The organism is Roseofilum halophilum BLCC-M91 (genome assembly GCF_030068445.1).
Taxonomy (GTDB): Bacteria; Cyanobacteriota; Cyanobacteriia; order Cyanobacteriales; family Desertifilaceae; genus Roseofilum; species Roseofilum halophilum.
In genome coordinates this window covers 1-24,062 of sequence record NZ_JAQPOK010000023.1, presented here as the reverse complement: position 1 = coordinate 24,062, position 24,062 = coordinate 1, and the positions used below count along the sequence as shown (strand labels likewise).

General features: G+C 46.2%; 26 protein-coding genes. 12 read left to right on the top strand and 14 right to left on the bottom strand.

Going from position 1 to position 24,062, the window contains the following annotated elements; genetic code table 11:
- The 5 genes from PJF56_RS03255 to proS all read right to left on the bottom strand — a co-directional run.
- On the bottom strand, positions 1-378 hold a 378-nt coding region (locus PJF56_RS03255; protein WP_283761210.1), incomplete at its 3' end, for a Uma2 family endonuclease.
- Positions 379-384: 6 nt separating this feature from the next.
- Positions 385-1,056: a Uma2 family endonuclease gene (locus tag PJF56_RS03250; RefSeq protein ID WP_283761209.1), complete on the bottom strand. Its 672-nt coding sequence runs from the start codon at positions 1,054-1,056 to the stop codon at positions 385-387.
- A gap of 99 nt (positions 1,057-1,155) precedes the next feature.
- On the bottom strand, positions 1,156-2,292 hold the full coding sequence (tgt, locus tag PJF56_RS03245; RefSeq protein WP_283761208.1) for a tRNA guanosine(34) transglycosylase Tgt: 1,137 nt from the start codon (positions 2,290-2,292) through the stop codon (positions 1,156-1,158).
- Between the two features lie 65 nt (positions 2,293-2,357).
- Positions 2,358-3,815: a hypothetical protein gene (locus PJF56_RS03240; protein WP_283761207.1), complete on the bottom strand. Its 1,458-nt coding sequence runs from the start codon at positions 3,813-3,815 to the stop codon at positions 2,358-2,360.
- Positions 3,816-3,995: 180 nt separating this feature from the next.
- The gene (proS, locus tag PJF56_RS03235; RefSeq protein WP_283761206.1) at positions 3,996-5,804 is read right to left on the bottom strand and encodes a proline--tRNA ligase; all 1,809 of its coding nucleotides are present in this window, start codon (positions 5,802-5,804) and stop codon (positions 3,996-3,998) included.
- Between the two features lie 83 nt (positions 5,805-5,887).
- Between proS and PJF56_RS03230 the strand changes: the two genes are divergently transcribed.
- On the top strand, positions 5,888-6,040 hold the full coding sequence (locus PJF56_RS03230; protein WP_283761205.1) for a hypothetical protein: 153 nt from the start codon (positions 5,888-5,890) through the stop codon (positions 6,038-6,040).
- Between the two features lie 40 nt (positions 6,041-6,080).
- On the opposite strand, the gene PJF56_RS03225 is transcribed toward PJF56_RS03230, so the two are convergent.
- Both PJF56_RS03225 and PJF56_RS03220 read right to left on the bottom strand, forming a co-directional pair.
- Positions 6,081-6,248 (bottom strand): hypothetical protein, encoded by a 168-nt coding sequence (locus PJF56_RS03225; RefSeq protein ID WP_283761204.1) that lies wholly within the window; start codon positions 6,246-6,248, stop codon positions 6,081-6,083.
- 300 nt (positions 6,249-6,548) lie between these two features.
- Entirely contained in the window at positions 6,549-6,773 is a 225-nt protein-coding gene (locus PJF56_RS03220) for a DUF433 domain-containing protein (RefSeq protein ID WP_283761203.1), read from the bottom strand.
- A 307-nt stretch (positions 6,774-7,080) separates the two neighbouring features.
- Between PJF56_RS03220 and pirA the strand changes: the two genes are divergently transcribed.
- From pirA to PJF56_RS03205, 3 genes are all read left to right on the top strand, one after another.
- Positions 7,081-7,497 carry an arginine synthesis PII-interacting regulator PirA gene (gene pirA / locus PJF56_RS03215; RefSeq protein ID WP_283761202.1) on the top strand — a complete coding sequence of 139 codons (417 nt, stop codon included), beginning with the start codon at positions 7,081-7,083 and terminating at the stop codon, positions 7,495-7,497.
- Between the two features lie 145 nt (positions 7,498-7,642).
- Entirely contained in the window at positions 7,643-7,915 is a 273-nt protein-coding gene (locus PJF56_RS03210) for a hypothetical protein (RefSeq protein WP_283761201.1), read from the top strand.
- A complete protein-coding gene (locus PJF56_RS03205) occupies positions 7,912-8,289 on the top strand; it encodes a clan AA aspartic protease (RefSeq protein WP_347179430.1) in 378 nt (125 codons plus the stop codon). Before PJF56_RS03210 ends, PJF56_RS03205 begins: the two co-directional genes overlap by 4 nt.
- A 21-nt stretch (positions 8,290-8,310) precedes the next feature.
- Here the strand turns inward: PJF56_RS03205 and PJF56_RS03200 are convergent, their stop codons facing one another.
- The 6 genes from PJF56_RS03200 to PJF56_RS03175 form a co-directional block, all read right to left on the bottom strand.
- Positions 8,311-9,402, bottom strand: coding sequence for a serine/threonine-protein kinase (locus PJF56_RS03200; RefSeq protein WP_283761199.1), 1,092 nt, complete (start codon positions 9,400-9,402; stop codon positions 8,311-8,313).
- A 74-nt stretch (positions 9,403-9,476) separates the two neighbouring features.
- On the bottom strand, positions 9,477-10,094 hold the full coding sequence (locus PJF56_RS03195; protein ID WP_347179431.1) for a Maf family protein: 618 nt from the start codon (positions 10,092-10,094) through the stop codon (positions 9,477-9,479).
- Positions 10,095-10,101: 7 nt separating this feature from the next.
- Complete coding sequence (gene psbP / locus PJF56_RS03190) at positions 10,102-10,644, bottom strand: photosystem II reaction center PsbP (protein ID WP_283761197.1); 543 nt, start codon at positions 10,642-10,644, stop codon at positions 10,102-10,104.
- A gap of 53 nt (positions 10,645-10,697) precedes the next feature.
- A complete protein-coding gene (locus PJF56_RS03185) occupies positions 10,698-13,193 on the bottom strand; it encodes an HD family phosphohydrolase (RefSeq protein ID WP_283761196.1) in 2,496 nt (831 codons plus the stop codon).
- Positions 13,194-13,426: 233 nt separating this feature from the next.
- Positions 13,427-14,182 (bottom strand): hypothetical protein, encoded by a 756-nt coding sequence (locus PJF56_RS03180; RefSeq protein ID WP_283761195.1) that lies wholly within the window; start codon positions 14,180-14,182, stop codon positions 13,427-13,429.
- Positions 14,183-14,255: 73 nt separating this feature from the next.
- Positions 14,256-14,480 (bottom strand): Calvin cycle protein CP12, encoded by a 225-nt coding sequence (locus PJF56_RS03175; protein ID WP_283761194.1) that lies wholly within the window; start codon positions 14,478-14,480, stop codon positions 14,256-14,258.
- Positions 14,481-14,867: 387 nt separating this feature from the next.
- On the opposite strand from PJF56_RS03175, the gene PJF56_RS03170 reads away from it, so the two are divergent.
- The gene (locus PJF56_RS03170; protein ID WP_283761193.1) at positions 14,868-16,154 is read left to right on the top strand and encodes an FIST signal transduction protein; all 1,287 of its coding nucleotides are present in this window, start codon (positions 14,868-14,870) and stop codon (positions 16,152-16,154) included.
- On the opposite strand, the gene PJF56_RS03165 is transcribed toward PJF56_RS03170, so the two are convergent.
- Entirely contained in the window at positions 16,151-17,209 is a 1,059-nt protein-coding gene (locus PJF56_RS03165; protein ID WP_283761192.1) for a GGDEF domain-containing response regulator, read from the bottom strand. The genes PJF56_RS03170 and PJF56_RS03165 overlap by 4 nt on opposite strands.
- A 193-nt stretch (positions 17,210-17,402) precedes the next feature.
- Here PJF56_RS03165 and PJF56_RS03160 point away from each other — a divergent pair, with 193 nt between their 5' ends.
- The 7 genes from PJF56_RS03160 to PJF56_RS03130 all read left to right on the top strand — a co-directional run bounded on the left by PJF56_RS03160 (position 17,403) and on the right by PJF56_RS03130 (position 23,543).
- Entirely contained in the window at positions 17,403-19,922 is a 2,520-nt protein-coding gene (locus PJF56_RS03160) for a PAS domain S-box protein (RefSeq protein ID WP_283761191.1), read from the top strand.
- 2 nt (positions 19,923-19,924) lie between these two features.
- Positions 19,925-21,037 carry a hybrid sensor histidine kinase/response regulator gene (locus PJF56_RS03155; protein ID WP_283761190.1) on the top strand — a complete coding sequence of 371 codons (1,113 nt, stop codon included), beginning with the start codon at positions 19,925-19,927 and terminating at the stop codon, positions 21,035-21,037.
- A 35-nt stretch (positions 21,038-21,072) separates the two neighbouring features.
- Positions 21,073-22,266 carry a DNA polymerase III subunit beta gene (gene dnaN, locus PJF56_RS03150; protein ID WP_283761189.1) on the top strand — a complete coding sequence of 398 codons (1,194 nt, stop codon included), beginning with the start codon at positions 21,073-21,075 and terminating at the stop codon, positions 22,264-22,266.
- 13 nt (positions 22,267-22,279) lie between these two features.
- On the top strand, positions 22,280-22,585 hold the full coding sequence (locus tag PJF56_RS03145) for a hypothetical protein (protein WP_283761188.1): 306 nt from the start codon (positions 22,280-22,282) through the stop codon (positions 22,583-22,585).
- Between the two features lie 73 nt (positions 22,586-22,658).
- Entirely contained in the window at positions 22,659-22,844 is a 186-nt protein-coding gene (locus PJF56_RS03140) for a hypothetical protein (RefSeq protein ID WP_283761187.1), read from the top strand.
- Between the two features lie 118 nt (positions 22,845-22,962).
- Positions 22,963-23,193, top strand: coding sequence for a hypothetical protein (locus PJF56_RS03135; RefSeq protein WP_283761186.1), 231 nt, complete (start codon positions 22,963-22,965; stop codon positions 23,191-23,193).
- Positions 23,190-23,543, top strand: a complete 354-nt coding sequence (locus PJF56_RS03130; RefSeq protein WP_283761185.1) for a type II toxin-antitoxin system PemK/MazF family toxin — start codon at positions 23,190-23,192, stop codon at positions 23,541-23,543. Before PJF56_RS03135 ends, PJF56_RS03130 begins: the two co-directional genes overlap by 4 nt.
- Positions 23,544-24,062: the final 519 nt, after the last annotated feature.

Below are 24,062 nucleotides of genomic sequence, written 5' to 3'. Positions count from 1 at the left end.
ACGAGAGCGCAGTTCAATCACAAAATCGGGACAAATGGGGGCAAACTGTTCCTGTTCCTCTAAGCTTAACGCTTCCCAGCGCTCATTAGCAATCCATGCCACATCAGGCGATCGTTTTCCACCCTGGGGTAAGGTAAAAATAGTGGAAGAACTGAACACTTTTCCCAGTTGGGTTTGACGGTTCCATTGCCAAAGAAAACCAATGAGATCGGCTTCCCGATTGCCACCGATCGATCCAACAGGAGGCATGATTAAAAGTTCTCCTTGGGCAGTTTGTTCGAGTTGATATTGTTCATTACTTTGGCATAGTTGATAAAATTGCTCATCGGTGAGGTGAACGGTTTTTAGGTTTAATGTAATTGGTTCGTAAGTTAGCATGGTTTATTAATTTACAAAGGATTGATGTTCAGGGGTGGCTAATCCAATTTGGAGAGTCGCGAATACCTGAGCTAAGTCACCGGCTAACAAAGCGGCTTTGTTTAAGTATAATCCAGGGAAAATTTTGGATTTTATAATCCCGTCTGCATTGGGTTGCAGTTTGATATATTTTTCATTTTCTAATCGGAACCAATCGAGTTCGCCGTCATCAACGCGCCAGACTAAATATTCTTGGACTTGATTGCGACGATAAACGTTGAGTTTTTGATGTAAGTCAATGGACACACTACTAGCGGCAATTTCGATCATTAATTCGGGCGCACCTTCGACATAGCCATCTTCACTAATTGTGGATTTTCCATCTTGTTTGAGTCTTAGGAGTGCATCGGGTTGAGGTTCATTATCAGAGTCTAAACGGACGGTACAATTATCGCCTAATTGTAGATTGGGAGTAAAGGCTTGGTAGAAACTGAGCCAACCCATGATACGAGCATGGGGTTCGCCATGTTGTGTGATTCTGAGGGGAGATGCCATATAAACAATTCCTTCGATTAATTCGGCTTTTTTGCGATCGGGCATGGCATGATAACGGCGTTCAAATTCTGTGCGAGTGAGCTTGTCGCCGTTTTCTAGGGGAGGAATGGTTACTTTTGGATTAATGGATTTAGTGGCTATCATATTTAGGGTTGAGGAGATTAGAGAGAATTGCCCTCTCCCCCAACCCCTTCTCCCACGGGAGAGGGGGAATAAAGAGGTATCTTGTTGATTTGAGAAGGGCTATATCTTTTCATGGTACTGATGGCTTTCTGGGGGGGCAAGGTAATGGCTGAATTCGCTGAGGAAGCGATCGCCTAAAATAGCTGCTCGAATGCGTTCGGTAAAGCGCACTAATTCGGTAATATTGTGGATCGACAGCAGCGTATACACCAACAGTTCGCGACAGCGCCATAAATGCCCCAAATAGGCGCGGCTAAAATTTTGACAGGTATAACAGGGACATTCGGCATCGAGGGGAGCAAAGTCTTCTCTAAATTGGGCGTTTTTAATATTCCAGCGCTCTCCCTGCACGAATACGGCTCCATGACGGGCTAACCGGGTGGGGATGACGCAATCAAAAACATCGATGCCGGAGGCGATCGCCTGTACCATTTCTTTATAGGTTCCCACTCCCATCAGATAGCGGGGTTTTTCCACAGGTAGGAGGGGGGCGGTTACTTTGACAATTTGGTTAATGAGATCTCCCGGTTCCCCCACACTCACGCCACCAATGGCATAACCGGGCAAATTGAGGGCGACTAATTGCTCGGCGGCGGCGGTTCTCAGATCGGGATAGACTCCCCCCTGAACGATGCCAAATAAGGCCTGATCGGGGCGATTATGGGCGGTTATGCAGCGTTTTAGCCAGCGATAGGTGCGCTCCGTGGCAGCGATCGCTGCCTCTTTGGAGGCGGGATAGGGGGGACATTCGTCAAATGCCATGATCACATCTGCACCGAGCTGATTTTGGATGGCGATCGCCTTTTCTGGGGTAAGATTGATAATTCGTCCATCTCTTGGCGATCGAAACTTTACCCCCTCTTCCTGAATCGTCCGTAAGCTGGCCAAACTAAAAACCTGAAACCCACCAGAATCAGTTAACATGGGGCCATCCCATCCCATAAACCGATGCAACCCTCCCCCACGAGCAATCAAATCCTCTCCTGGTTGCAGATGCAAATGATAAGTATTGGCTAAAACCATTTGAGCGCCCGTCCCCTTCAGTTGGGCAGGAGTCAGCGCTTTTACCGTCGCTAAGGTTCCCACCGGCATAAATTTAGGCGTTTCTACTTTTCCGTGGGGAGTTAAAAAGGTGGCTGCTCTCGCTTGCGTTTGGGAGCATTGGGCTTGGATCGAAAACTGGAAGGGTTGATGCATTATATATCAATTAACAATTAACAATTAACAATTAACAATTAACAATTTTGGACAAGAATTATAGATTAGGGAGATTTTGAAGCAGTTTCTATTTCCGGTAATTTCAGTAAGACTCCCGCAATAAACCAATAATAGACCGCCACCGGATCGACATCTAGGGGATAATAATAGGGAAAAAAACTCACCATCAGAATAAAAGCCCAGAAACACAGTGCCATTTTCTGCCAGCCCTGATGTTTCAAAGAACGATAGGCTTGAAAGGTGAGAAACGCCAGCACCGAAACCACAACTAAAAAAGCAAGTAACCCCAAAGGCCCAATTTCATAGAAAACCTTAGCATGGAAGGTTTCAATTAACTGAGTGGGGGCAAATTTTCGCGCCGCATTGGTTGCTGCGCCAATGCCTTTTCCCCAAAATCCCTCTTGCTGATTCAAAACCGATTGCCATTGATCCCACATAAAATCTAGCGGGGGTGAAACTGTCCATCGATCTACTAAACTTTCTATCCGTTGCTCAACTCGATTAACTGTTTGAATAATTACACCACTAGCGATTATAGCAGCTCCCCATTTTAAGGGCAATCGTTGTTTTTTAGAGGTAGTTAATAATTGTAAAACCATAAAAATAATTGGCACTAAAGCCAGGGCAATTCTTTGACCGGAAAAAATAGACACAATAATCAAAATTCCGGTACTGATGGCGCTAAAGAATCGCCATCTTTTATCCATATCGCTGACATCAATAGCAAAGAGAAAAAAGACGCTAGAAATGAGAAACCATCCCCATTGCCAAGGGGCTACAAATGTGCCAGATAATCGAACCAATTCAGCCTTGGGGTTATATAAAACAGCTCCACCGATAAAGCAATGGGCATCTAGACTAGCTCGATATAAATATGCTCCGGAAAGGGGTCTACTGCCTGGACAAATGCCTTTGGTTAAGAGTAAATATTGAATAAACCCTAGGGCGCAACAAATTAAGATTAAAACGGTGTGTAGTCTGAGAAAAAAGGATAATTCTTCTTTACCATGAATTAAATAATAGGCGCATATCATTAAGGGGATATAGCTTAATAAGGTCTTGATCCCTACAATTCCCATCAGGGTTTGATTGCCTAGGGTGGGATTGAAGCTTTCGCTAATGATGTTAATCCAGAAAAAGTGAGCAAATGTAATTAAGACTAGGACAAATAGGGGAATGTAGAGGGGTTTTATTTTGTGCCAAAAGGGTTTGAGATAGTCGCGATCGTGGATTAAGATGGAGATCAGAGCGGGGAGATAAAAGAAATCTTTAACGAGGTGGAGTATGGGGTTACTGTTGGCGATCGCATGGGTGACGGTTCCTGCAAAGGGCATATAGATTAAAAACGCCCAAAGCCCTAATGCTGGATAAGTATAAGAAAAACCCATTATCCCCCCCACCATGCCCGCAAAAATACCAGAAATTAAACCATCGAGTAGGGTGAATAATATCCCTGGTAAAAGGATAAAGGCGCTTAATTGAATCAGTTCTCGACGTTCCATTAGGGAATAGGGAATAGGGAATAGGGAATAGGGAATAGGGACAACTGGGTTTTGCCCTTTCCTTACTCAAAAGTAGGCACAGTCCAGGAAATTCTTCATTGAGCGAATGAGGAATTTGCTCTATGGTACTGTGCCCAATGGTAAATGTCTCACTGATACCCTTTTGACGATCTTAAAAGATTAGGCTTTCAAGGCTGTTTGAATCCTATCTTGAAGAACAGAAACTACGTCGTCTATAGCCACTTCCTCAGAAGCGAGGGTTTTCCGCTCTACACACTCTACTTTACCCGATTTGATGGCTCTACCGGTGACTAAGCGATAGGGAATGCCAATTAAGTCGGCATCTTTGAATTTTACCCCGGCTCGCTCCTTACGGTCATCGAGCAATACCTCTATTCCCGCTTGTTGCAAGTCTTGATAGAGCTTTTCGGCAACGTCCATCTGTTGGCTATCGGTAATATTGGGGACACAAATGATTACCGTATAGGGGGCGATCGCCACCGGCCAAATGATGCCATTTTTATCATAGGACTGTTCCACGGCAGCTTGAGCGAGGCGAGAGACTCCCACCCCATAACAGCCCATAAAACAGGGCAATTCTTCCCCCTGTTCGCTGGTAAAGGTGGCATTCATGGCTTCAGAATACTTGGTTCCCAACTGGAAAATATGCCCCACTTCAATGCCTCTGGCGGTTTGTAAGATTTGTGTTGGATCGTGAACCGCGCGATCGCCCGCTTTCGCTGTACGCACATCCACAATGCGATCGGGGAGAACAAACTGCTCGCCCCAATTTGCGCCCATCACATGATATCCCGTCTCATTAGCTCCCGTGGCAAAATTTTGCAGATCCACTGCCGTTCGATCCACCAAGCGCAAAAACTTGGGCGCTAAATTCTCTTGTTGACTAATATATTCATCCCCTAACCCCGGATCGATATACCCCAAGGGTAAGGGTTTTGCCGCCCATTTGCTCTGGGCTTCCGGATCGGGAACCGCGATCGCCAAAACCGCCTTCGCGCCGTATTCTGGAGCCAGAGCGGTTAACTCATTGGTGAGCTTGACTTCATTCACCTCTTGATCGCCGCGAATGCTCACCAGCACCAACACTGTCATGCCACTATCATAAACAGTTTGATACAGCACATTTTTGACCGTATTCGTGGCATCACAACCGAGCGCCTCGCAGAGCGTAGCAATGGTATTCGTATTCGGCGTTTCCACCTTTTTATACTCTGTAAATGGAGAGGGTTGCGCATCCGCAGGAAGAGAAACAGCCTTTTCCACATTGGCAGCATATTGGCTATCTTCCGTGTAAAGAACCTCATCTTCTCCAGCCTCAGCCAATACCATAAACTCCTGGGAAACACCGCCCCCAATAGCTCCAGAGTCCGCTTGCACCGGTTGGAACTTGAGACCGCAGCGCCGCAGCATATTTCGATAAGCCCGATCCATATCCTGGTACGTCTGTTGCAAACTTTCCCGGTCAGTATGAAACGAGTAGCCATCCTTCATGATAAATTCTCGACCCCGCATCAAGCCAAACCGGGGGCGAATTTCATCCCGGAACTTGGTTTGAATTTGATACAGATGAACCGGTAATTGCCGATAAGAACGAATCATATCACGGGCGATCGCCGTAATCACCTCCTCATGGGTGGGCCCCAGCCCCAACTCCCGCTTTTGCCGATCCTGCAACGCAAACATGATCCCCTCAGCTTTCGTATAGGTATCCCAGCGTCCCGACTCTTGCCAGAGATCCGACGGTTGCAGTTGGGGTAGCAGACATTCCTGGGCCCCCGTCGCATTCATTTCCTCACGTACAATTTGGGAGACCTTTTGCAAAACCCGCCACATTAGGGGAAGATAAGCATAGAGTCCGCTACCAATTCGACGAATATATCCCGCCCGAACCAATAACTTATGGCTGGGAATTTCTGCTTCTGCTGGGTCATCTCGCAGCGTATTGAACAGCATCTGTGACAGTCGCATTCTGTATTGCTCCCATTTAGACCAATTCATTATTATAGTCCTTGGCGTTGGCAATAGGGAATAGTGCAGTGGGGAGTAATGAGATGATTTTGCACTCTTTCCTGACTGCAATCGACGCAGTAGGACAAATCGCTGAAACCCCCATTCTTTCGTTGTACTGCGTCGATGCCTTACGGGGTGGGGATTTGAGGGCGATCCTTGCCAGTTTTGCGATCGGCGTTTATACTGTGCAATAATCCTATCGTTATTATTTTTTTTACCCCCCTACCGATTGGGTTAAATCGGATTATTTGGAAACCAGCTCCTTCTTCTCCATGCTGCAACTGGATTTCCCAGTTGTTTGTGTTCCCATACTGCTCGATTAATAGCTTTTTTAATTGCTTTATCAATCAAAGTTCCTTCAGCAAAAATAGCGTCAATATCCTTATCCTTAGTTTCACTCATGATTCGCCTACTCTAGCTTTGGCAATAACCTGACTATAGCAAGTCCATTTGAGTTGTGAAATAGAAAAGCCCCCTCCCTAAATCCCTCTCCCACTCCGAGAGGGACTTTATACTCCCCTTCTCCTGTGGGAGAAGGGGTCGGGGGATGAGGGGCAATGATTTATAACTCATTTAGACTAGCTATATCTGGAGACTCAATCGGAATATAATCTCTTAATACAAAAACTTCATGCCCAGCTTCACGCAAAATCTCAATAATAGAGTTGGGAACGCATTGATCGATAAATAACCTTAAACTCATTACGCAACCGTTTCAAAATTGGATAAATCGCGGGCATAATCCAGACAGGCATAAATTTGTTCTTGCACCAGATCGGGAAATTCATCAAGAATGACTTCAACAGTATGATTAGAAGCTAAATATCCTAAAATTAAACTCACAGGAATTCGAGTGCCTTTGATTCTGGGTTTCCCTCGCAGAATATCCGGTGTACTAACGATATGTTCTCTCCAATTTACAGGCATAACCGATCGCAGTTGATAGAACTCTAATATTTTAACTTAGGCAGATGGGGTAATTCAGTTCAGGTTGAGAAACCCGGTTTCTTTTTCCCCTACTCCCCCAGAGGAAGTTTTTTACCACATCTTTGTATGATTGTCAAGGAAAATGGCTGGATGAAGGCTAAACATTAAGATTAACTTTATAATTTTTAACTTAATGTTAATTTAAATCACACCCAAACTTCATCCAGAAATGTCATGATAGATACAGAAATAAAAAAACGATTTCAAAACCGTCTGATTCTTTTAAAACTGAGAAAAGGAAAAACCGATGAAACTCTCTTACCGTGGTATAGAATACAACCATAAGCATACTCATGTCGAGGTACAAGAAGAAGATATAGTGGCCAAATACCGGGGTCGTACCTACCGGGTGAATCGCTACCCTAGACACCTTTCTGTGCCTCAAGCGCCGATGGATTTGAGATATCGGGGAATTGAGTATAAAACTCACCAATGCGAAGAGCCAACCTATCCAGGTTTGCAGCCCCCGACTCGTCAACCCCAGTCAACTCAATCTGAATTACCCGTTGAATTGGCTGCGGCCCATTGTCAGAATATCCTCAAAAGTTTGGAACACCGTTTGCAAGTAGCGCAAGAAAAAGGCGATCGCACCCTCATTTCTCAATTAGAGCGCGAACGCAAGGAAATCTATAATGGTGGGTTTTGCTCATTAGGGTTCCAATAACTGACCCCTATCTTAATCCCTACACTCCCCTGGTACAAGCGACCAGGGGAGTTGAGGTTTTAGGGTACTGATCTCAATACACCCTAGCCCATAGCGTTATAGTTTAGATAACCAACTTCAACAAGAAAAAACAGGGGTAATGATCATGCAAGCAATTTTTTGGACAGTGGAAGAAGTTGCACAAAGAGCCAAACAGTTTTACGAAAATGGTATTCGCCAACAAGTTGAGTCTGGTGATAATCTTGGCAAGATGATTGTGATCGACGCAGAAACTGGTGAATACGGAATTGATAAAAATGGTGTAGAAACAGCCTTAAAGTTGAAGCAGAAGAACCCCAACGCTAGATTATTTACAATGCGAATTGGATATGATGTTACCGTGAGTTTTGGTGGAGCAAGTGAGAGGATTGTTGAATGATTTACGGGAGGTTAATGGATGGAAAAGCAACTTTAGCAGTGATCTTTCGTTTACCTGAACAGCCAGATTTTTCTATAAATTTTGTCGTTGATACTGGATTTAATGACTATCTGACCTTACCACCGCAAGCAGTCAGTGCGATGAATCTTCCCCTATATTCCAGTACCACTGCGCGATTGGCTGATGGAAGCGAAACACTATTGTCTATACATTTAGCAACGATTTTTTGGGATAGTGAAGAAAAACTTGTCCCAATTATAGCGTCTGGCTATAAACCGTTACTGGGAACAGCGTTAATGGAAGGATATCATTTAGAGATAGATTTTGAAAATAATGGTTTGGTTGTTTTAGAAAAACTCCCACAATCAAACTGAGCCGTAATCAAAGAGTTTCAGCTACCAATGCTGGGGGAAATGGTGAGTCCCCAGCTTTTGCCGTCGTTGTAGCCGTTCCATACGCGCTCGGATCGCTTGAGCGCGGCGCTGGGCTGGAGATAGATAGGGTTCAGGTTCAGGTTGCTTGGGTTGGGGTTGATGGGTGAGACACTCATTTAAACTTTCTAGATGGGGCCCTAGATCCAGAGCCGTTAGCACTTCCTGAGCTGAACTATATCGCTCCTTGAGATCGACTGCCAACATTTTATCGATAACATCAGCAAATCGATCGCTGACTTCTATATTATTGCGCCACCAGTGTTTAGGACGAAAATGGGGCAGTTCATCTTCCGAAGAGAACTGACCGGTTAACATATAAACACAAGTAATTCCTAGGGCATACAGATCGCTGGCAAAGGTCGGCCGTAGGGCTAATTGTTCGGGGGGAGAAAAGCCAAAAGTTCCCACAAACGCAGTAGAAGCGGTGGCGGTGATCGTATGATTCGATTCCGTTTCCTGAATTAACTGTTTGACTGCCCCAAAATCAATTAAAACTAACTCTCCTGTAGAGGATTTCGATCGACTGTGGCGGCGAATAATATTGGGGGGTTTAATATCGCGATGGATAACCCCTTGCTCATGAATGAACGTTAACAGGGGCAAAATTTCTCGCAGAAATGATTTCACTAAGGCTTCAGAATATTGGCCTCGATGTCGGATCTCGCGGGAGAGGGTTCGCCCTTGAATGTATTCCTGAACGAGATAGAATTCCCCATCTTCCTCAAAATAATCAAACATTTGTGGAATTTGGGGATGGTTTCCTAACTGGCTGAGAATTTTGGCTTCTCGGCGAAAGCAGCGACGGGCGCGTTCGAGTCCTTTGGCCTGTTTGACTTTAGGGCAAAGTTGTTTAATGACACACCAGGGCTGTTGGGTTTCAGCTAAATCTTTAGCCAGAAAGGTGACTCCAAACCCACCTCGTCCTAGCAGTTTATACAGTTGATAGCGATCGCGAAATAACTCGTCTTCTCCACATAGACGGGCCAAATCTGTTTCCCAGGTTACGTTTTTGGGAAACTGGAGTAATTTCTTGGAGGCTCGCTCATTAGCCATATTCATCCCTAACGTTTGCCGAGTATTGTTGATGCCACTTCTTTTTAGTGTAGCAATGTTATGGGATTCAGGGTTTAATGGGTTGATGACTCCCACCATTGAGTCAGATCGTATCCCAACTGCTCCACCATCGATCGCAAACAAGGTAAGCTCAGGCCAATGACATTCATGTGACAGCCTTCAATGCGCTCGACAAATAACCCCCCTTTACCTTCAATGGCGAAGGCTCCGGCACAGTTGAGGGGTTCTTTGGTGGCGATATAGGCTCTTAAGGCCCGATCGCTCACGCGGGCAAAGTAGACATAGGTTACTTCCGCGTTTATTACCGATCTTTTTTGCTCTAAATCTAACAAAGCATAACCCGTATATAAAGCCCCTTTTTGACCGCGCATTTCCTGCCAACGAGTCATGGCTTCGGCTGCACTGCCCGGTTTACCATAGATGCGATCGTTAATCGCGAGTACGGAATCGCACCCTAAAATCAGGGGCAGGCGATCGCCCTTTTCATACTCTGGAGCGATCGTTTCTGCCTTGCGTTGGGCCAGGGTTTTCACCAAGGTTTCCGGGTCTGAGCTTTGCACCTGGGACTCATCAAAATGGCTCGGATGCACCTGGGGAAAGATTCCCGCTTGTTGGAGTAAGCGCAACCTAGCTGGGGAAGCCGAAGCTAAGACCAAGGGAGGAATAGTCATCATCGATCTAATAAACGTTAAACGACTGAACCACTTCTTCAAAGAGATCGTGAAGTTTTTGCCAACGTTTTTCAGTTGTAGATAAACTAAACGTGAGCAATTTTCCCCGACTCACCGCCACACTGGTCAGATTATGGCGCAAGGGTTGGTTGGGAATATCCACCTCGTATTCCAATAAGTAATAGAGTCGATCGCCAAAAGTTTTAGACCCTGCATTCACCAGTTCGGCACTGCGTCCCGTATTTTCAGGGGCGATCGCTGTTTTTGAGAGTTGATACCCTACTTCTGAGGGCGTTCCTAGATCCCTTAATCCTTGATCTCCCTCCACCGGGTTAATAATCACCGACAAATTTTCCGTTCTCTCCACTAAATCGTGAAAGACCACATCCGGCCCCCCACTGACTTTCACCGGAACCCAACCATTAGGGTATAAAAATTCATATCCTTTAGTGGCATTGACGTACTGTTGCAGTCCACTGGTGGCAGAAACACAACTCGTCAACATTAACGTTAATCCGATCAACGTGGCGATCGCTAGGCGTTTAAACATCAGCTTTTTCCTCAATCCACTGTAGGAGTAAGAGTATCATAATAGAGGCATAACTACTTCGGTAGTGCCCCTTTCGGATAAGCAATCCGCTTATGATTAAACTGTTGCCAAACTCGGACAAAGGTATCAGCAATCACGGACATTTCCTCGCGCTTTAAACCCGAATCGACGAGCTGGTTATCTTGCCATCTAGCTCTAAGAATTTTATTCACCATAGCTAACGCCTCTTCATAGGTCGCCTCTTTGAGCGATCGCAGGGCCGCCTCACAAGAGTCCGCTAACATCACAATCCCCGTTTCCCGCGACTGAGGAATCGGCCCCGGATAGCGAAAATCCGCCTCATTCACCCTAACATTGGGATCGGCCTCAGCCATTTGTTTAGCCTGGTAATAGAAAAAGGCAATTAACATCGACCCTTGGTGTTCAGGAATAAACGCCCGCACAGCCTTGGGTAAGCGATACTGTTTTGCCAAGACCAAACCTTCACTCACATGCTTCTTAATAATTTCGGCACTTTTCCAGGGGTCTTGAATCTCATCATGCTTATTGGGGCCACCCATTTGATTTTCAATAAACCCTAGGGGGTCATGCATCTTACCGATATCATGGTAAAGCGTTCCAGCGCGCACTAACTCACAATTGCCGCCCAGGGTACGAGTTGCTGCTTCTGCCAGGGTAGACACAAATAAGGTATGTTGGAAAGTTCCCGGAGCTTCAGAGGCCAACCGTTGCAGCAGGGGACGATTGGGGTTAGAAATCTCAGCCAAGCGCACCGGAGTCACCAAATCAAACAAATGTTCCAGATAGGGACTCAACCCTAAAGCCGCGATACTCGAAGCTAATCCTCCCAACCCTTGAAAAGCAGCACGAGTTAATAGAGGTTGCCAAGCAATTCCTGGAATCGCCGTTTGAATCAGGGTTACCGCCAAGTAGGCGACACTTTGGGTCATCCCTACTCCCATGCCCAAAAGAGCCGCTTCTTCACGCGATCGCATCCGGCCGGCCATTATCCCAGCTAAGATCCCGCCAGCAGCACTGGCTAACCACTGATTCCAAATCACATCCATGCCAATGGGCAGGACAGCAGCAATCAGGCTGACCACGGTTGTAGCGACTGTGGAGCCATAAAAGCCTCCCAATAATAAACCAATCCCGGATAGGGCGATCGCAGGAAACTTCAGACTGACCAACAAGGGAGACGTTAAGGTCAGCAAGAGGATCAGAATCCGGTCTCGTTGTCGTATTCCTGAATGAACCCGCCTTTCCACCCACCAAAAAAGGGTCACTGAACCACTAATGAGCAAAGCATAGGCCGTGAGACCTTCCCAATTAATCTGACGCTGGCTTAATTCAAAATGGTCGATGAGGACAAATTGTTTCTCCGATATTGTTTCCCCTTTATGAACAATGATTTCGTCCTCATGCACCTGATATTCGATATCGGGGAAGGCTTCGGCAGCTTTTTCCGCTAGGCGATTGGCTGCATCTTTATCATGAATCAGATTATGTTGTCCTTTGAGAACCGTATGCAACGTATCTGAGGCAAACTTTTGCGTTTCTGGGGGAACCCGATCTTGCACTTGTAGGGCGATCGCCTGTCGCAGTTGTCGCTCTGGCAGACCTTCGGCCAGACCTTGGGTTAATATGCGATCGAGAGAGCGCTCCATCCCCCTTTTCGTTTCTTCCCATGTTGTCTCACTCCAATCAAAGAGAGCTGGAGTATATAAGGGGTTACTATTGCCTTGCTGTTGTGTTTGTAGCTCATGTAAAGCAAATTCATAATTATTGCGAGCTTCAGAAATGGTAAACAACACCTGTGCCCATTCACTGGCTGAACTTTCTTCTTTCAGGCTTTGCAATTGGGCGATCGCCCCCTGAAGTTGAGGATTCAGCACCAGAGGATATTGAGGATCGGGAACCGAATCATTCACTTCAGAAGCCTCTTCTGACTCTTGTTCCCTTGTCTCGTCTAAAGGAAACGTTTTCAGCACTTCGGTAATCTGTTGCCATTGACTATCAGAGAGCTGGCGCAAATAGCGCTGAGTTTCCAGGGGCAACAGTGACTCATCCACATAAGGCAATTCCCCCGTTTGCCGCCGTAAAGAAGTGCCTGGAGCCAATAAACTTTGCAGGGTTTGTTTGAGTTCTTCGTTTAGCTCTAAATTAATTTTCAGTACCGTATAGGAACCGGTACGGATTTGTTTTCTCCGGTTTTCGGTCTCCTTTTCATCAATCACCTTTTCTGTGCGAGGGGCGCTAATGGTTTCTGGGGCTAGGGTTCCCGGTCGCAATTGGGGAGTGCTATAGAACCGGTAACCGAAAGAACTGGTTACTGAGGCCACCGCAATTACGAAAAAAGCCGTTGGTGGAATTTTTTGGGCCGTTTTTTTGCCCCGTACTTTCTGGGTTGGATGAGTAACATCAGTCCTTGGAGTTGGCTCAGAAGAAGAAGAGGCTTTGTATCCAGGTTGACGTTGTTCGGGAGCATTGGTGATGTACATGCGCCACCATTGGTCTACCCGTTTACTTAGTGCTTGCAAAGATTTCATTGTGGCACCCAACTCAAATTGGCTACAGGGTTTTGCATCTGGGGCAATTGAACGGAATGGTGACCCGGACAATAGACCAGCAGGTTTCGTTTAAGCTGTCGCTTTCTCACTCCTTCCTAGGGATTAGGAGAATTTAGCACATTTATTTATAGTGCCTCCCAATCTAGACTATCTTAGCGTGGCCCGATCTCTTGTGGATCGCTCCTGGCGTTTTGGGGGGACGCACAGAGTGATTACTGATTACGGATGACCCAATCTGCTCCTGACCAACTGGCGAGCAGATGGGTACTGAGGGTATTTAATGCTTGAATCCCCTGGGGCCAGGGAGTTGGTGAATTTTTAATTTTCTCCTCTAGAAAAATTTGCCCAGGTAGGGGAATCCCTAAACGAGTTTGGTAGGTTCCGCACAGGGTCGCGGCAATGCAGGTACTCAGGGACGGTTCTAGGTGATGCTGCTGGGCTAAGGCGATCGCCCCTGGAAAGGAGTGAGAACTGTTCAGAAAGCTCCGTAGCCCGTGGATGAGGGGAGAGGGAGAGGAGGGTTGAGCAACCAGAGAATCTAGGGCGGCTAAGGGATGGGGAGTGAACTGTTCCCAGTGCGATCGCCCATAGGTGAGGATCTGCTCTGGAGGAAGCGATCCTTCAACGAGGGCACTCAAACTGATGCCGATCAGTAATCCCAAGGTTTGTTCCTGTGAAGATAACTGATAATGGTCGGCGATCGCTTGCCAATGGGTCGCTAAAGACTCTAAGTCTTCATGAAAATACAGAGATACCGGTACAATCAGGCCAGTCACTTCCCCAGGTTGGGTAACCCGGAGATCCGGGAGGATTAAAGTCCCTTTGGCAATCAACTGTTGGCATCCTTGAACGACCCCTTGTCCCCACCGACAATCCACAGTCGCTGCATATCCAAGGCAATCGGCGATCGCCGCGCCCCACAATGCGCCCTGAAACCGGCTCGATAGGGTAGATATCATCTTTATCATCCGATTAAAAAGCTGAGTGAACCCAGTCACTCAGCCCCATACAGTTACTTACCCAAGACTCACGCCTGAGCCTTTAGTCGTCATAAATCCGGCATTCAGCCGCATCTGGATTATCATCACAATATTGTTCAAACCCAGTTTTGGGCTTGACTTGCTTTTGGTGAGAAGCTTCTGCTTGCAGTTCTTCAACGGCATCCCAAGCCGCAGCACATTCAGCCGAGTTAGACCCTTGTGCATCGCAAACAGCACGGGCTTCATTTAGCTCTTCGTCGATTTTTGATTTGATGTCGTTGCTCATAAGTACAGTGTTCTAGATGTTCAGTAAGTATTCTTCAAGGATTACGTTAAACTACTCTGCCCGATTCTGCATTATCTTAGCTTAAGCGATCATTGACTCCAATGGGCGATCAAAAGGTTTAGGATAGGTGATAGGGCTATTCCTGAAGGTAAGCCGGGTCTCAATAGGTCTGAATTGATAGGTTTTGAAGACCATCAGAGGGCAGGATGGCTAAAGTCTCAAACTCAGCTATAGCAAAGTATTGAAGCCTGTCATGCTCTTTCAACACGCCTCCCCCTCGTGCCAGGTTGGGGCGACTTGCTTATGGCATCTGACTTAACGAAGGGCACATGATTAATTTAATATTAAAATAGATTTACACAACAGGGGAGTCGAAGATTGGAGCAGATGCAGTGGGCAAATGCCTTATCTACCCGTCCGTCTCTAGAGGCTGCGATCGCTGAAGTTGTCGAAACAGTCCATCGACAAATATCTGAACCGGCCTCTATTGGGCTAGTTTTTATCTCGTCTGCCTTTACTAGCGAATTTTCCCGCTTAATGCCCTTGCTGCAAGAAAAGCTCAACACACCGGTGTTGATCGGGTGTGGAGGTGGAGGCATCATTGGGATGGTCTCTGGCGAGAGTGCCGAAGAATTTGAAGATCGAGCGGCCTTGAGTTTAACGTTAGCCCGATTACCGGGTGTCCAAGTCAATGCCTTTCATATTGATATGGAAGAATTACCCGACCTGGATGGCCCTCCCGATCCATGGGTGGAGTTGGTGGGAGTATCTCCTGAACGCCATCCCCATTTCATTCTCTTGGGCGATCCGATGTCTCCGGGTTTGAATGATTTACTTCAGGGCTTAGATTTTGCCTATCCCCATAGTCTGAAGGTAGGGGGGTTAGCCAGTTCGAGTCCAGTCAATCATGGCAGTAGTTTATTTTATAATTACGAACTCTATAGCGAGGGGATCGTGGGGTTGGCCCTGAGTGGTAACATTGCCCTGGAAACCATTGTGGCTCAAGGTTGCCGTCCCATTGGTTCGATTTATCAAATTACTAAGGCCGAACGCAATATTGTGTTGGAATTGCAAGAACAAGAGGCCAGTGGGTTTGAGGTCGGTAAAACGGGGGTTCCCTTGGAAATTTTGCGCTCCGCCGTGGCTCGATTAAGTGAAGAAGACCGAGAGTTGGCGCAAGATTCTCTGTTTGTGGGGGTAGCGACGGATAGTTTTAAGCGGGAGTTGGAGGCGGAAGATTTTTTAATTCGCAATTTGTTGGGGATCGATCCGAGGATTGGTGCTTTGGCGATCGCCGAACGGGTGCGGATTGGCCAACGGATTCAATTTCATTTGCGGGATGCTTTAGCCTCCGAAGAAGAGTTAGAGAATCTTCTGAAGCGATACCAGCAAGAATTGGAGGGGCAAACGGGGAATCAGTTGTTCTCGGCAACGGCCCGCCCTTCTAGAGCGGGTGCTTTGATGTTTACCTGTTTGGGACGGGGAGAACAACTGTATGACGAGCCGAATGTAGATTCGGGATTATTTCAGAGATACTTCCCGTCCATTCCCCTGAGCGGTTTTTTCTGTCAAGGTGAAATTGGCCCAGTGGGAGGAAACACCTTTTTACACGGATACACTTCTGTGTTTGCAATTTTCTATCCACAGTCGGCACAAGAGACCTCGGAGCCTTAGAAGGAGTATTCGTTGGGTTCATTGGGTTTTTCCAGGCGATCGCGACCTTGATCTTTGGCGCGGTATAATCCTCGGTCGGCGGCGTGAATGAGTTGGGCGGCCGAACAGCTATCTTCTGGAAAGGCACAGGCAATGCCTAAACTGAGGGTAATATGGTCGCTAACCTCGGATTGAGCATGGGGAATGTTGAGTTCCTGGATTTGGTGACGAATATTTCGGGCAACGGCGATCGCTCCAGCCCCATCGGTTTGCGGTAAAATTACGGCAAATTCTTCTCCACCATAACGAGCCACTACATCTTGAGGACGACGGACAGCTCTCTGAATGCCTTGGGCAATCTCTTGTAAGCAGCGATCGCCCTGAAGATGGCCGTAGCGATCGTTATAGAGCTTAAAATAATCCACATCTCCCAGAATCAAGGATAGGGGGGTCTGGGCCCGTTTCATTTGTCTGACTTCCTTCTCCAAGACTTCATCAAAATAGTGGCGGTTGGCTAACTGGGTGAGGCGATCGATACCGGCTAACCGTTGCAGCTCTTGATTAGCTTGGGTCAGTTGTTGAAATTTTTGGGTTTGTTCCCACCACCGTTTCACCCGTTGTACCAATAGGTTTTCATGAATGGGTTTAGGAATAATATCAACAATGCCGAGATCGAAGGCTTGATTCACCCAATCCGGATCGTCAAGGGAATGGATGGCAAAAAGTCCCACCGTGGTGGAAGAACTTTGGGTATACCAGAGGTTTTGTAGCTCTTGGCAACAGGTGAGGCTATCGCCATCGGAGAGAGAAGCGTCTAATAAAATAACATCTGGATCGGTTTGTTCAGCTAAGTGAATTCCGGTGTTTATTCCATCCGCTTCAGTGACGAAGTAACCTTGATCTTTCATCAAACGACAGAGGCGATCGCGCAGTTCGGGATCTTCATCGATCACCAGAACTCTTGGAATACTGGGAAAATGAGGGTTGATTCGTCCCCCAGAAATGACTTCAAAGGGGCCGCCAGGAACAGGAAATTTAATCACAGATGAATGATGGGGATGGATGGAAAATAGCATGGAGGATGGCTTGAACTCTATATTTCCACTATCGGAGATAATTGCTTATTCCTCAGTGATAGAACAGTGAATCAACAGTGATAATGTCTGACTCTGATGAGTGACTCACCAAAACCTTGAGCGTGAGCGCGATCACGCCCTGAAAATGCCAAGATAGAAAGAGTTAGCATGTTCGGGTTGGGAGGGGTCACCCGTGAAGGAGTTACCAATGGAGGAGCTTGAGGGGTTAAAACAACGGGTTAGGGAATTAGAGGCGGAAAATGAGGCTCTACGGAAAAGGCAGAGGATCGATCGCCAGTTCCTGACCGAGAATCCTGAGTTTGAGCAGGTGGTCGAGTATCGGGTTCAGGAACGTATGGCTGTGTTAGAGGAACAGATGCGCCAGCGTCATTTGCTCGAAGAGCGGTTGGGCCAAGCAGAAATGCAGATGCGCTCTATTTTTCAGGCGATGCAGGATGTGGTGTTGGTTTTGGATGCTGATTTTCGGGAGATTGAGATCGTTCCGACCCATCCGATGATTTTTGCTCATCCTCAATGGGATATTGTCAGTCAGACGTTGGAGTTGTTTTGGGAGGGCGAGCAGGCGGAGATGTTCCGCACTCAGATTCAGCGATCGCTCCATCTTCAACATCCGGTCACGTTTGAGTATAGTTTGCGCCAAGGCAATCGAGATTTATGGTTTACTAGCCATATTTCCCCGATTTCTAAGACTTCGGTGGTTTGGGTCGCCCGCGAAATTACAGATCGCAAGGAGGCAGAACTGCGACTTGAAAATATTCGCGAGCAGTTAGAGATCATTGTGGAGCAGCGAACGGGAGCGCTACAACGGTTAAATATGGAGTTGGAGCAACGGGTTCAGGAGCGAACGGCCCAATTACAGGAAGTCAACGAGCAGTTACGTCAGGAAATTAGCGATCGCCACCAGACTCAGGAGGAGTTAGGGCGATCGAAGCAGTTGTTGCAATTGGTGATGGATAATATTCCCCAGTTTATTGTCTGGAAAGACTTGAATTCGATGTATTTGGGTTGTAATCGCAATTTTGCCCAGTTAGCGGGGTTATCGACTCCCGAAGAGATTGTCGGGAAAACCGATTATGATTTGTTTTGGACAACTCACGAGGCCCATTGGTATCGACAGGGCGATCGCCGGGTCATGAGTCGCAATCAACCCGAATATCATCGCATTGAAACTAAGTTTCAAGCCAATGGCAGCCGTTTATGGATTGATACCAACACCATCCCTCTCCATGATGGCGAACAGCAAGTGGTGGGGATTTTGAGAACCTATGAAAATGTGACCGAACGCAAGCAAATTGAAGAGCAATTACGGTTAACTCAGTTTACCCTCGATCGCATGGGAGATATCGTTTTGCTCATTTCTGCCCAGGCCCAATTGTTTTATGTCAATGAAGCCGCTTGTCGGACATTGGGATATGAGCGATCGGAGCTATTAAATCTGAAATTTTATCAGATTGATACCCTCTCTTCGACTGAGACTTGGAGCGCCCATTGGCATGAATTACGTCAGTTAAGATCTCTCACTTTTGAATCCGTTCTTTGGACAAGAAAAGGTTCCCCTATTCCCGTAGAAGTGCGGATGAATTATTTGGAATTTAATGGTAAAGAATATAATTGTGGGATTTTTCGAGATATTTCTGAACGCAAAAAAGCTGAGGAAGCATTGCGGGAAAGTGAGGAGCGGTTTAGGGCAATTTTTGAGCAAGTCGCCGTTGGGATAGCGATTGTAACCTTAAATGGGCATTTTTTTCGAGTCAATCAGAAATTTTGTGATATTCTCGGATATAATCGCCCAGAAATGCTATCGAGAACGTTTGAAGATATTACAGCTCCAGAAGATTTACCTAAATTAAGGGATATGATTGATAATATTTGGATTCAAGATCATCCCAGTGAAACCCTAGAAAGTCGATATATTTGTAACGATAATAAAATTGTCTGGGGTCATGTAACCATATCCTTAGTCCGCAAGACTTCAGGGGAAAATCATTATTATATTTGGGTCTTTGAGGAAATCACCGATCGCAAGCAAGCCGAAGAAAAACTTAAAGCTTCTCTGAAAGAAAAGGAGATCTTGCTCAAAGAAATTCATCATCGAGTTAAAAACAATCTAATGGTGGTGTCGAATTTATTAGAATTACAATCTGAATATTTGGAAAATCCTAGCCTGATAAAGATTTTGTCAGACAGCCAAAATCGAATTTATTCGATGTTGTTAATTCATGAAAAACTTTACAAAAACACAAATCTGGATCGCATCAAGTTCAATGAATATTTAGAATCTTTGGTCGAAGGTCTGCTAGATTCCTATCAAGGCTACGAGCAACAGATTGAGTTAGTTTTAGATTTAGACCCGATTGATTTAAATATTGAAACCGCCAATCCTTGTGGATTAATTGTGAATGAATTGGTCTCTAATGCCCTAAAACATGCCTTTCCTAACAAACCTCCCCACTATAAAGGGTTGATTTGGATCGGACTAGAAAAAGATCGAGATCAAGCGATAACAATTGAGGTGAAAGATAATGGCATCGGTTTGCCTCCTAATTTTGACATTTACCAAGTCGATACGATGGGATTAGAATTAGTCTGTACTTTGGCCGAGCAATTGAAAACCATACCAGAAATCCTTCCTGGCATGGGAACTCATATTCGATTAAAATTCTTAGAACTCAAATATCCTCGGAGGTGGTAATTATGGGAGAAATTGACATTTTAATTGTAGAAGATGAATTATTGATTGCTAAAGGACTCGCGAGAAAATTGAAAAAACTAGGTTATCAGGTGATGGATATTGTTAGTTCTGGGGAAGAAGCAATACATTATAGCATAACCCATAAACCAAATTTGATTTTAATGGATATTGTTCTCGAAGGAGAGATAGATGGAATAGAAGCGGCTGAAAAAATCAATGAATTTCAGTCCATTCCGATTATCTATTTAACCGCTTATGCCGATGATTCTACCCTAGTCAGAGCAGAGGATACCAATTATTATGGTTATTTGCTCAAACCCTGCAAGGAGCGAGAATTATATGCTACGATTAAAATGGCCATTAAAAAATGGGAAGAAGATCAAATCCTCCGTCAATCCTTAGCGATCGCCAAGGCCAAAAATGAAGAAAAAGCCCGCTACTTATCCCTCACTTCCCATGATTTAAGAAATCCCTTAACCACGATTCAAGTTTCAGCCGAGATGCTCAAAGACTATGGAGATAAGCTATCGGAAGAAAAAAAACAGAAACATTTAGAATGGATTAAATCCTCCGTTAAAAACATCAATACGTTGCTTGAAGATATTCTTACCTTAAACCAAGCCGATGCCGGAAAAATAACCTTTGAACCCAAACTGGTGAATGTAGTAGAATTGAGCGAGTCCATTGTCCATGATTTTGAGGCGATCGCCACAGCTCAACATCAAATTACGCTTCGCACTACAGACCCAAAAATCATACTATCTTGCGATTTTAAACTGCTCTACCATATCTTAGGCAACCTCCTCTCCAATGCCATTAAATACTCACCAGACGGTGGAAGCATTACCCTAGATATCTCCCTAACCTCGACGGAAGTAACCTTTGTGGTTGAAGACCAAGGGATTGGATTTCCCCCAGACTATCAATCAAAACTATTTAACCAATTTGAACGTGCGTCTAATGTTGGCTCTATTAAAGGTACGGGTTTAGGACTCTCGATTGTTAAATATGCCGTGGAATGCCATGGGGGAACCATTAGCCTCTCGTCGGAAGAAGGAGTTGGGACAAAGGCGATCGTTTCTCTCCCCTGTCTTCCCCCAGTCCCTGTAAACTAGATCGCGCTCTCTAATATTGATATTGATCTGCTGCTATGAAACTGGTCTGTACCCAAAGTGACCTTAACACCAACCTCTCCCTTGTGAGTCGCGCCATTCCGTCCCGTCCGTCCCAACCTATTCTCAGTAATGTCCGGTTTATTGCCGATCGCCAAACTCAAGAAGTGAGCCTCACTGCCTTTGACCTGAGTCTAGGTATTCAAGCCCGTTTTCCCGCCAACGTAGAAGAAGATGGAGACCTCGCTCTTCCGGCTAAACTCCTCAATGACATGATCTCTCGACTCCCCCCAGGAGACCTCACCCTAGAAGCAGACTCCGATGACCCAGAAAACCCCGATCCCAATGTCACCATTACCTGCCCTTGCGGACGCTATCAACTGCGGGGACTCGACCCCGAAGACTACCCATCCTTACCCGTCCTTGAAACCGGCGAAACCCTCATCCTCCCGTCCGCAGCCATCCTAGCAGGACTGCGTGGCTGTTTATTCGCCACCAGCTTAGACGAAACCAAACAAGTCTTAACCGGAGTTCACTTAACGGTTAAAGAAGATAGCGTAGAATTTGCGGCTACCGACGGCCATCGTTTAGCAGTCGTCACCACCAGTACGGAAAACGAGGAAGAAGGGGCGGGTTTGAAACCCGACCGGGCGGGTTTGAAACCCGCCCCTACCGCCCCCCCCTTTGAAGTCACCGTTCCCGGTCGCGCTCTGCGAGAAATTGAACGGATGATTGGTTCCCACAAAGAGGGAATTAACCTAGAGTTGACCGTAGACGAGGGCCAAGTGGTGTTCCAGCTCCCCTCTTGTCGTCTCACCAGTCGCACCCTAGATGGACAATATCCCGCCTATGAACAACTTATTCCCCAGGTTTTTGAACGGCAAATTGACCTCGATCGCCGCCAACTGTTAAGCTCAGTCGAACGGATTGCCATTCTTGCCGATCAGAAAAACAATGTGGTGATGTTTAGCATCAAAGGTGAGACTCAAGAGGTGATTCTTTCCGTAGAGGCAACGGATGTGGGTTCGGCAACGGAGTCTATTCCGGCTACTATTTCCGGAGAGGATCTGCAAATTGCTTTTAATGTGAAATATTTTGTCGATGCGCTCAAGGCGATTCCGTCTCAAGAGTTGAAAATTCAGCTCAATAGTGCTGATAAACCGGTGATTTTATCGCCTCTTGGTGGCGTGCAAATGACTTGTTTGTTGATGCCGGTTCAAATTCGGAGTTAAGGGGTTAGGGTGCGTGATTGCACCCTCCTGCCGCGATCGCACTCATTTAGCGAACAAACGATTGGAACGGATCTTAGCGGAGATGTTTGGGGGCTTTTCTTCGTTCCCTCTACGAGGAGGGTACGTCACCAAGGGAGAGCTAGAACGAGAAAAAGTGGTGTTAGTCACCGCTTGTAGTGATTGTAAGGCAATGCTGCGATCGCTCCGCCTTCTGTCCAAGGAGTTAGTGGCTGTTGGCGAAGAACTTGAGCAAGAGGCAATTCTGGCAAAATTGACGCTTGTTCCTTTTCTTACTTTCCACTTCATGATTGTGATTTAAATTTTGAGGAGCCGATATTCGGCTCCTTTGGCTTAACTATTGCATTAACCCTCTTTGTCAACGGAGAAAAGCCATGTACCCTCACCCTCATCCTGACTACGATCGCGATCGCCACCTCATCCGCACCAGCCATGATGAGGCGATCGACCTTACCACAGGCGAGAAATACCGCTTACAGAAAGTGAGTGACACTGACTTTGGTGCAGGAGCCATGTTTGGCCTAACGATCGCCGTTATCCTGTTGCTCCTTTTAGCCTAAGATAGCAGACCTACGCCAGCAACGGCTCCAACCTCCACCATTCCCACCCAGCAGCCCCAGTAACGTTTAGTCTTCTATACTAGGGGAGCGTGCTAGAGTTTCCTCACCTTCAACAAAAATGGCCATCACTAAAGAAGCCCTTAAACAAGATATCGATCGCCTCACCGAAGATCAACGTCAGCAAGTCGCTGATTTTATTGCCTTCCTCAAATTTTGCGATCGCCGTATCACCCTGAACCCTGCTCTACTCGCTCCCCTAGCAACTGAATTTGCAGAAGATGACCGTAATCTAGCAGAAACAGGCATGGATGAGTATGTCAAAATGCTGGCTCAGGAAGATGAAAGATGACCGATTCCATTAAACGAGGAGAGGTTTGGTTCGCTAACCTCAATCCAACTCAAGGGTCTGAACAAGCAGGGATTCGTCCTGTGATTATCTTCCAAAACAATCTGGTTTCTCAGTTTTCTACAACAATCCTTGCTATTCCCCTAACAACCAATCAACGCCGTGCGACCTTACCCATTTGCCTAGCGATCGCCAAAGGGGATGGTGGATTAGCTGAAGATTCGGTAGCCCTTTGTTTTCAAATGCGAGTTCTAGACAAAAGTCGGCTAATTCGCAAATTAGGAGAACTTAGCACCGAAACCATAACCCAATTAGAAACAGTAGTTTTGATCACTTTAGGATTCACGTCATAGCCAAAGATCCCCATCAAGCTCATGAGTGTCAGCGAGTAGCTCATTTTATTGTCTTCCTGGAATTTCGCGATTGATCTAACCCTGTAAGGGCGGGTTTACCAACATCTGCAAACTTACAGCAGTTTCCTCTGCTATGAGGTACATTAATGACTGTTTTTAACGATAGCTAAAATGGCTCAAAGCGCTACCCAATCTGTTATTTGTTCCCCCCATCCCCCCATCCCCCTATCTCCCCATCCCCCCATCACAGCGCAAAGGGCTGTATTATTGGATTTGGATTGGAGATCATGATGAATTTGACATCCTCACCGGGCTGAAGCCACGGTGATTCCTAAACCTCACGATTTAGGTTTCTGCTTCAGTGCAACAGCCTCCACACACTGGTGAGTTTTGGTCTTACGGAAAGCTCCACAGACTATCCCCGCAAGTCCTGCGGTTCTTATGTGTTGAAATCTCAAATGGGAAATTCCAATTTTAAGTTTGATTCTAGGGTTAAAACTTTTACAGTTTAGACTTTTT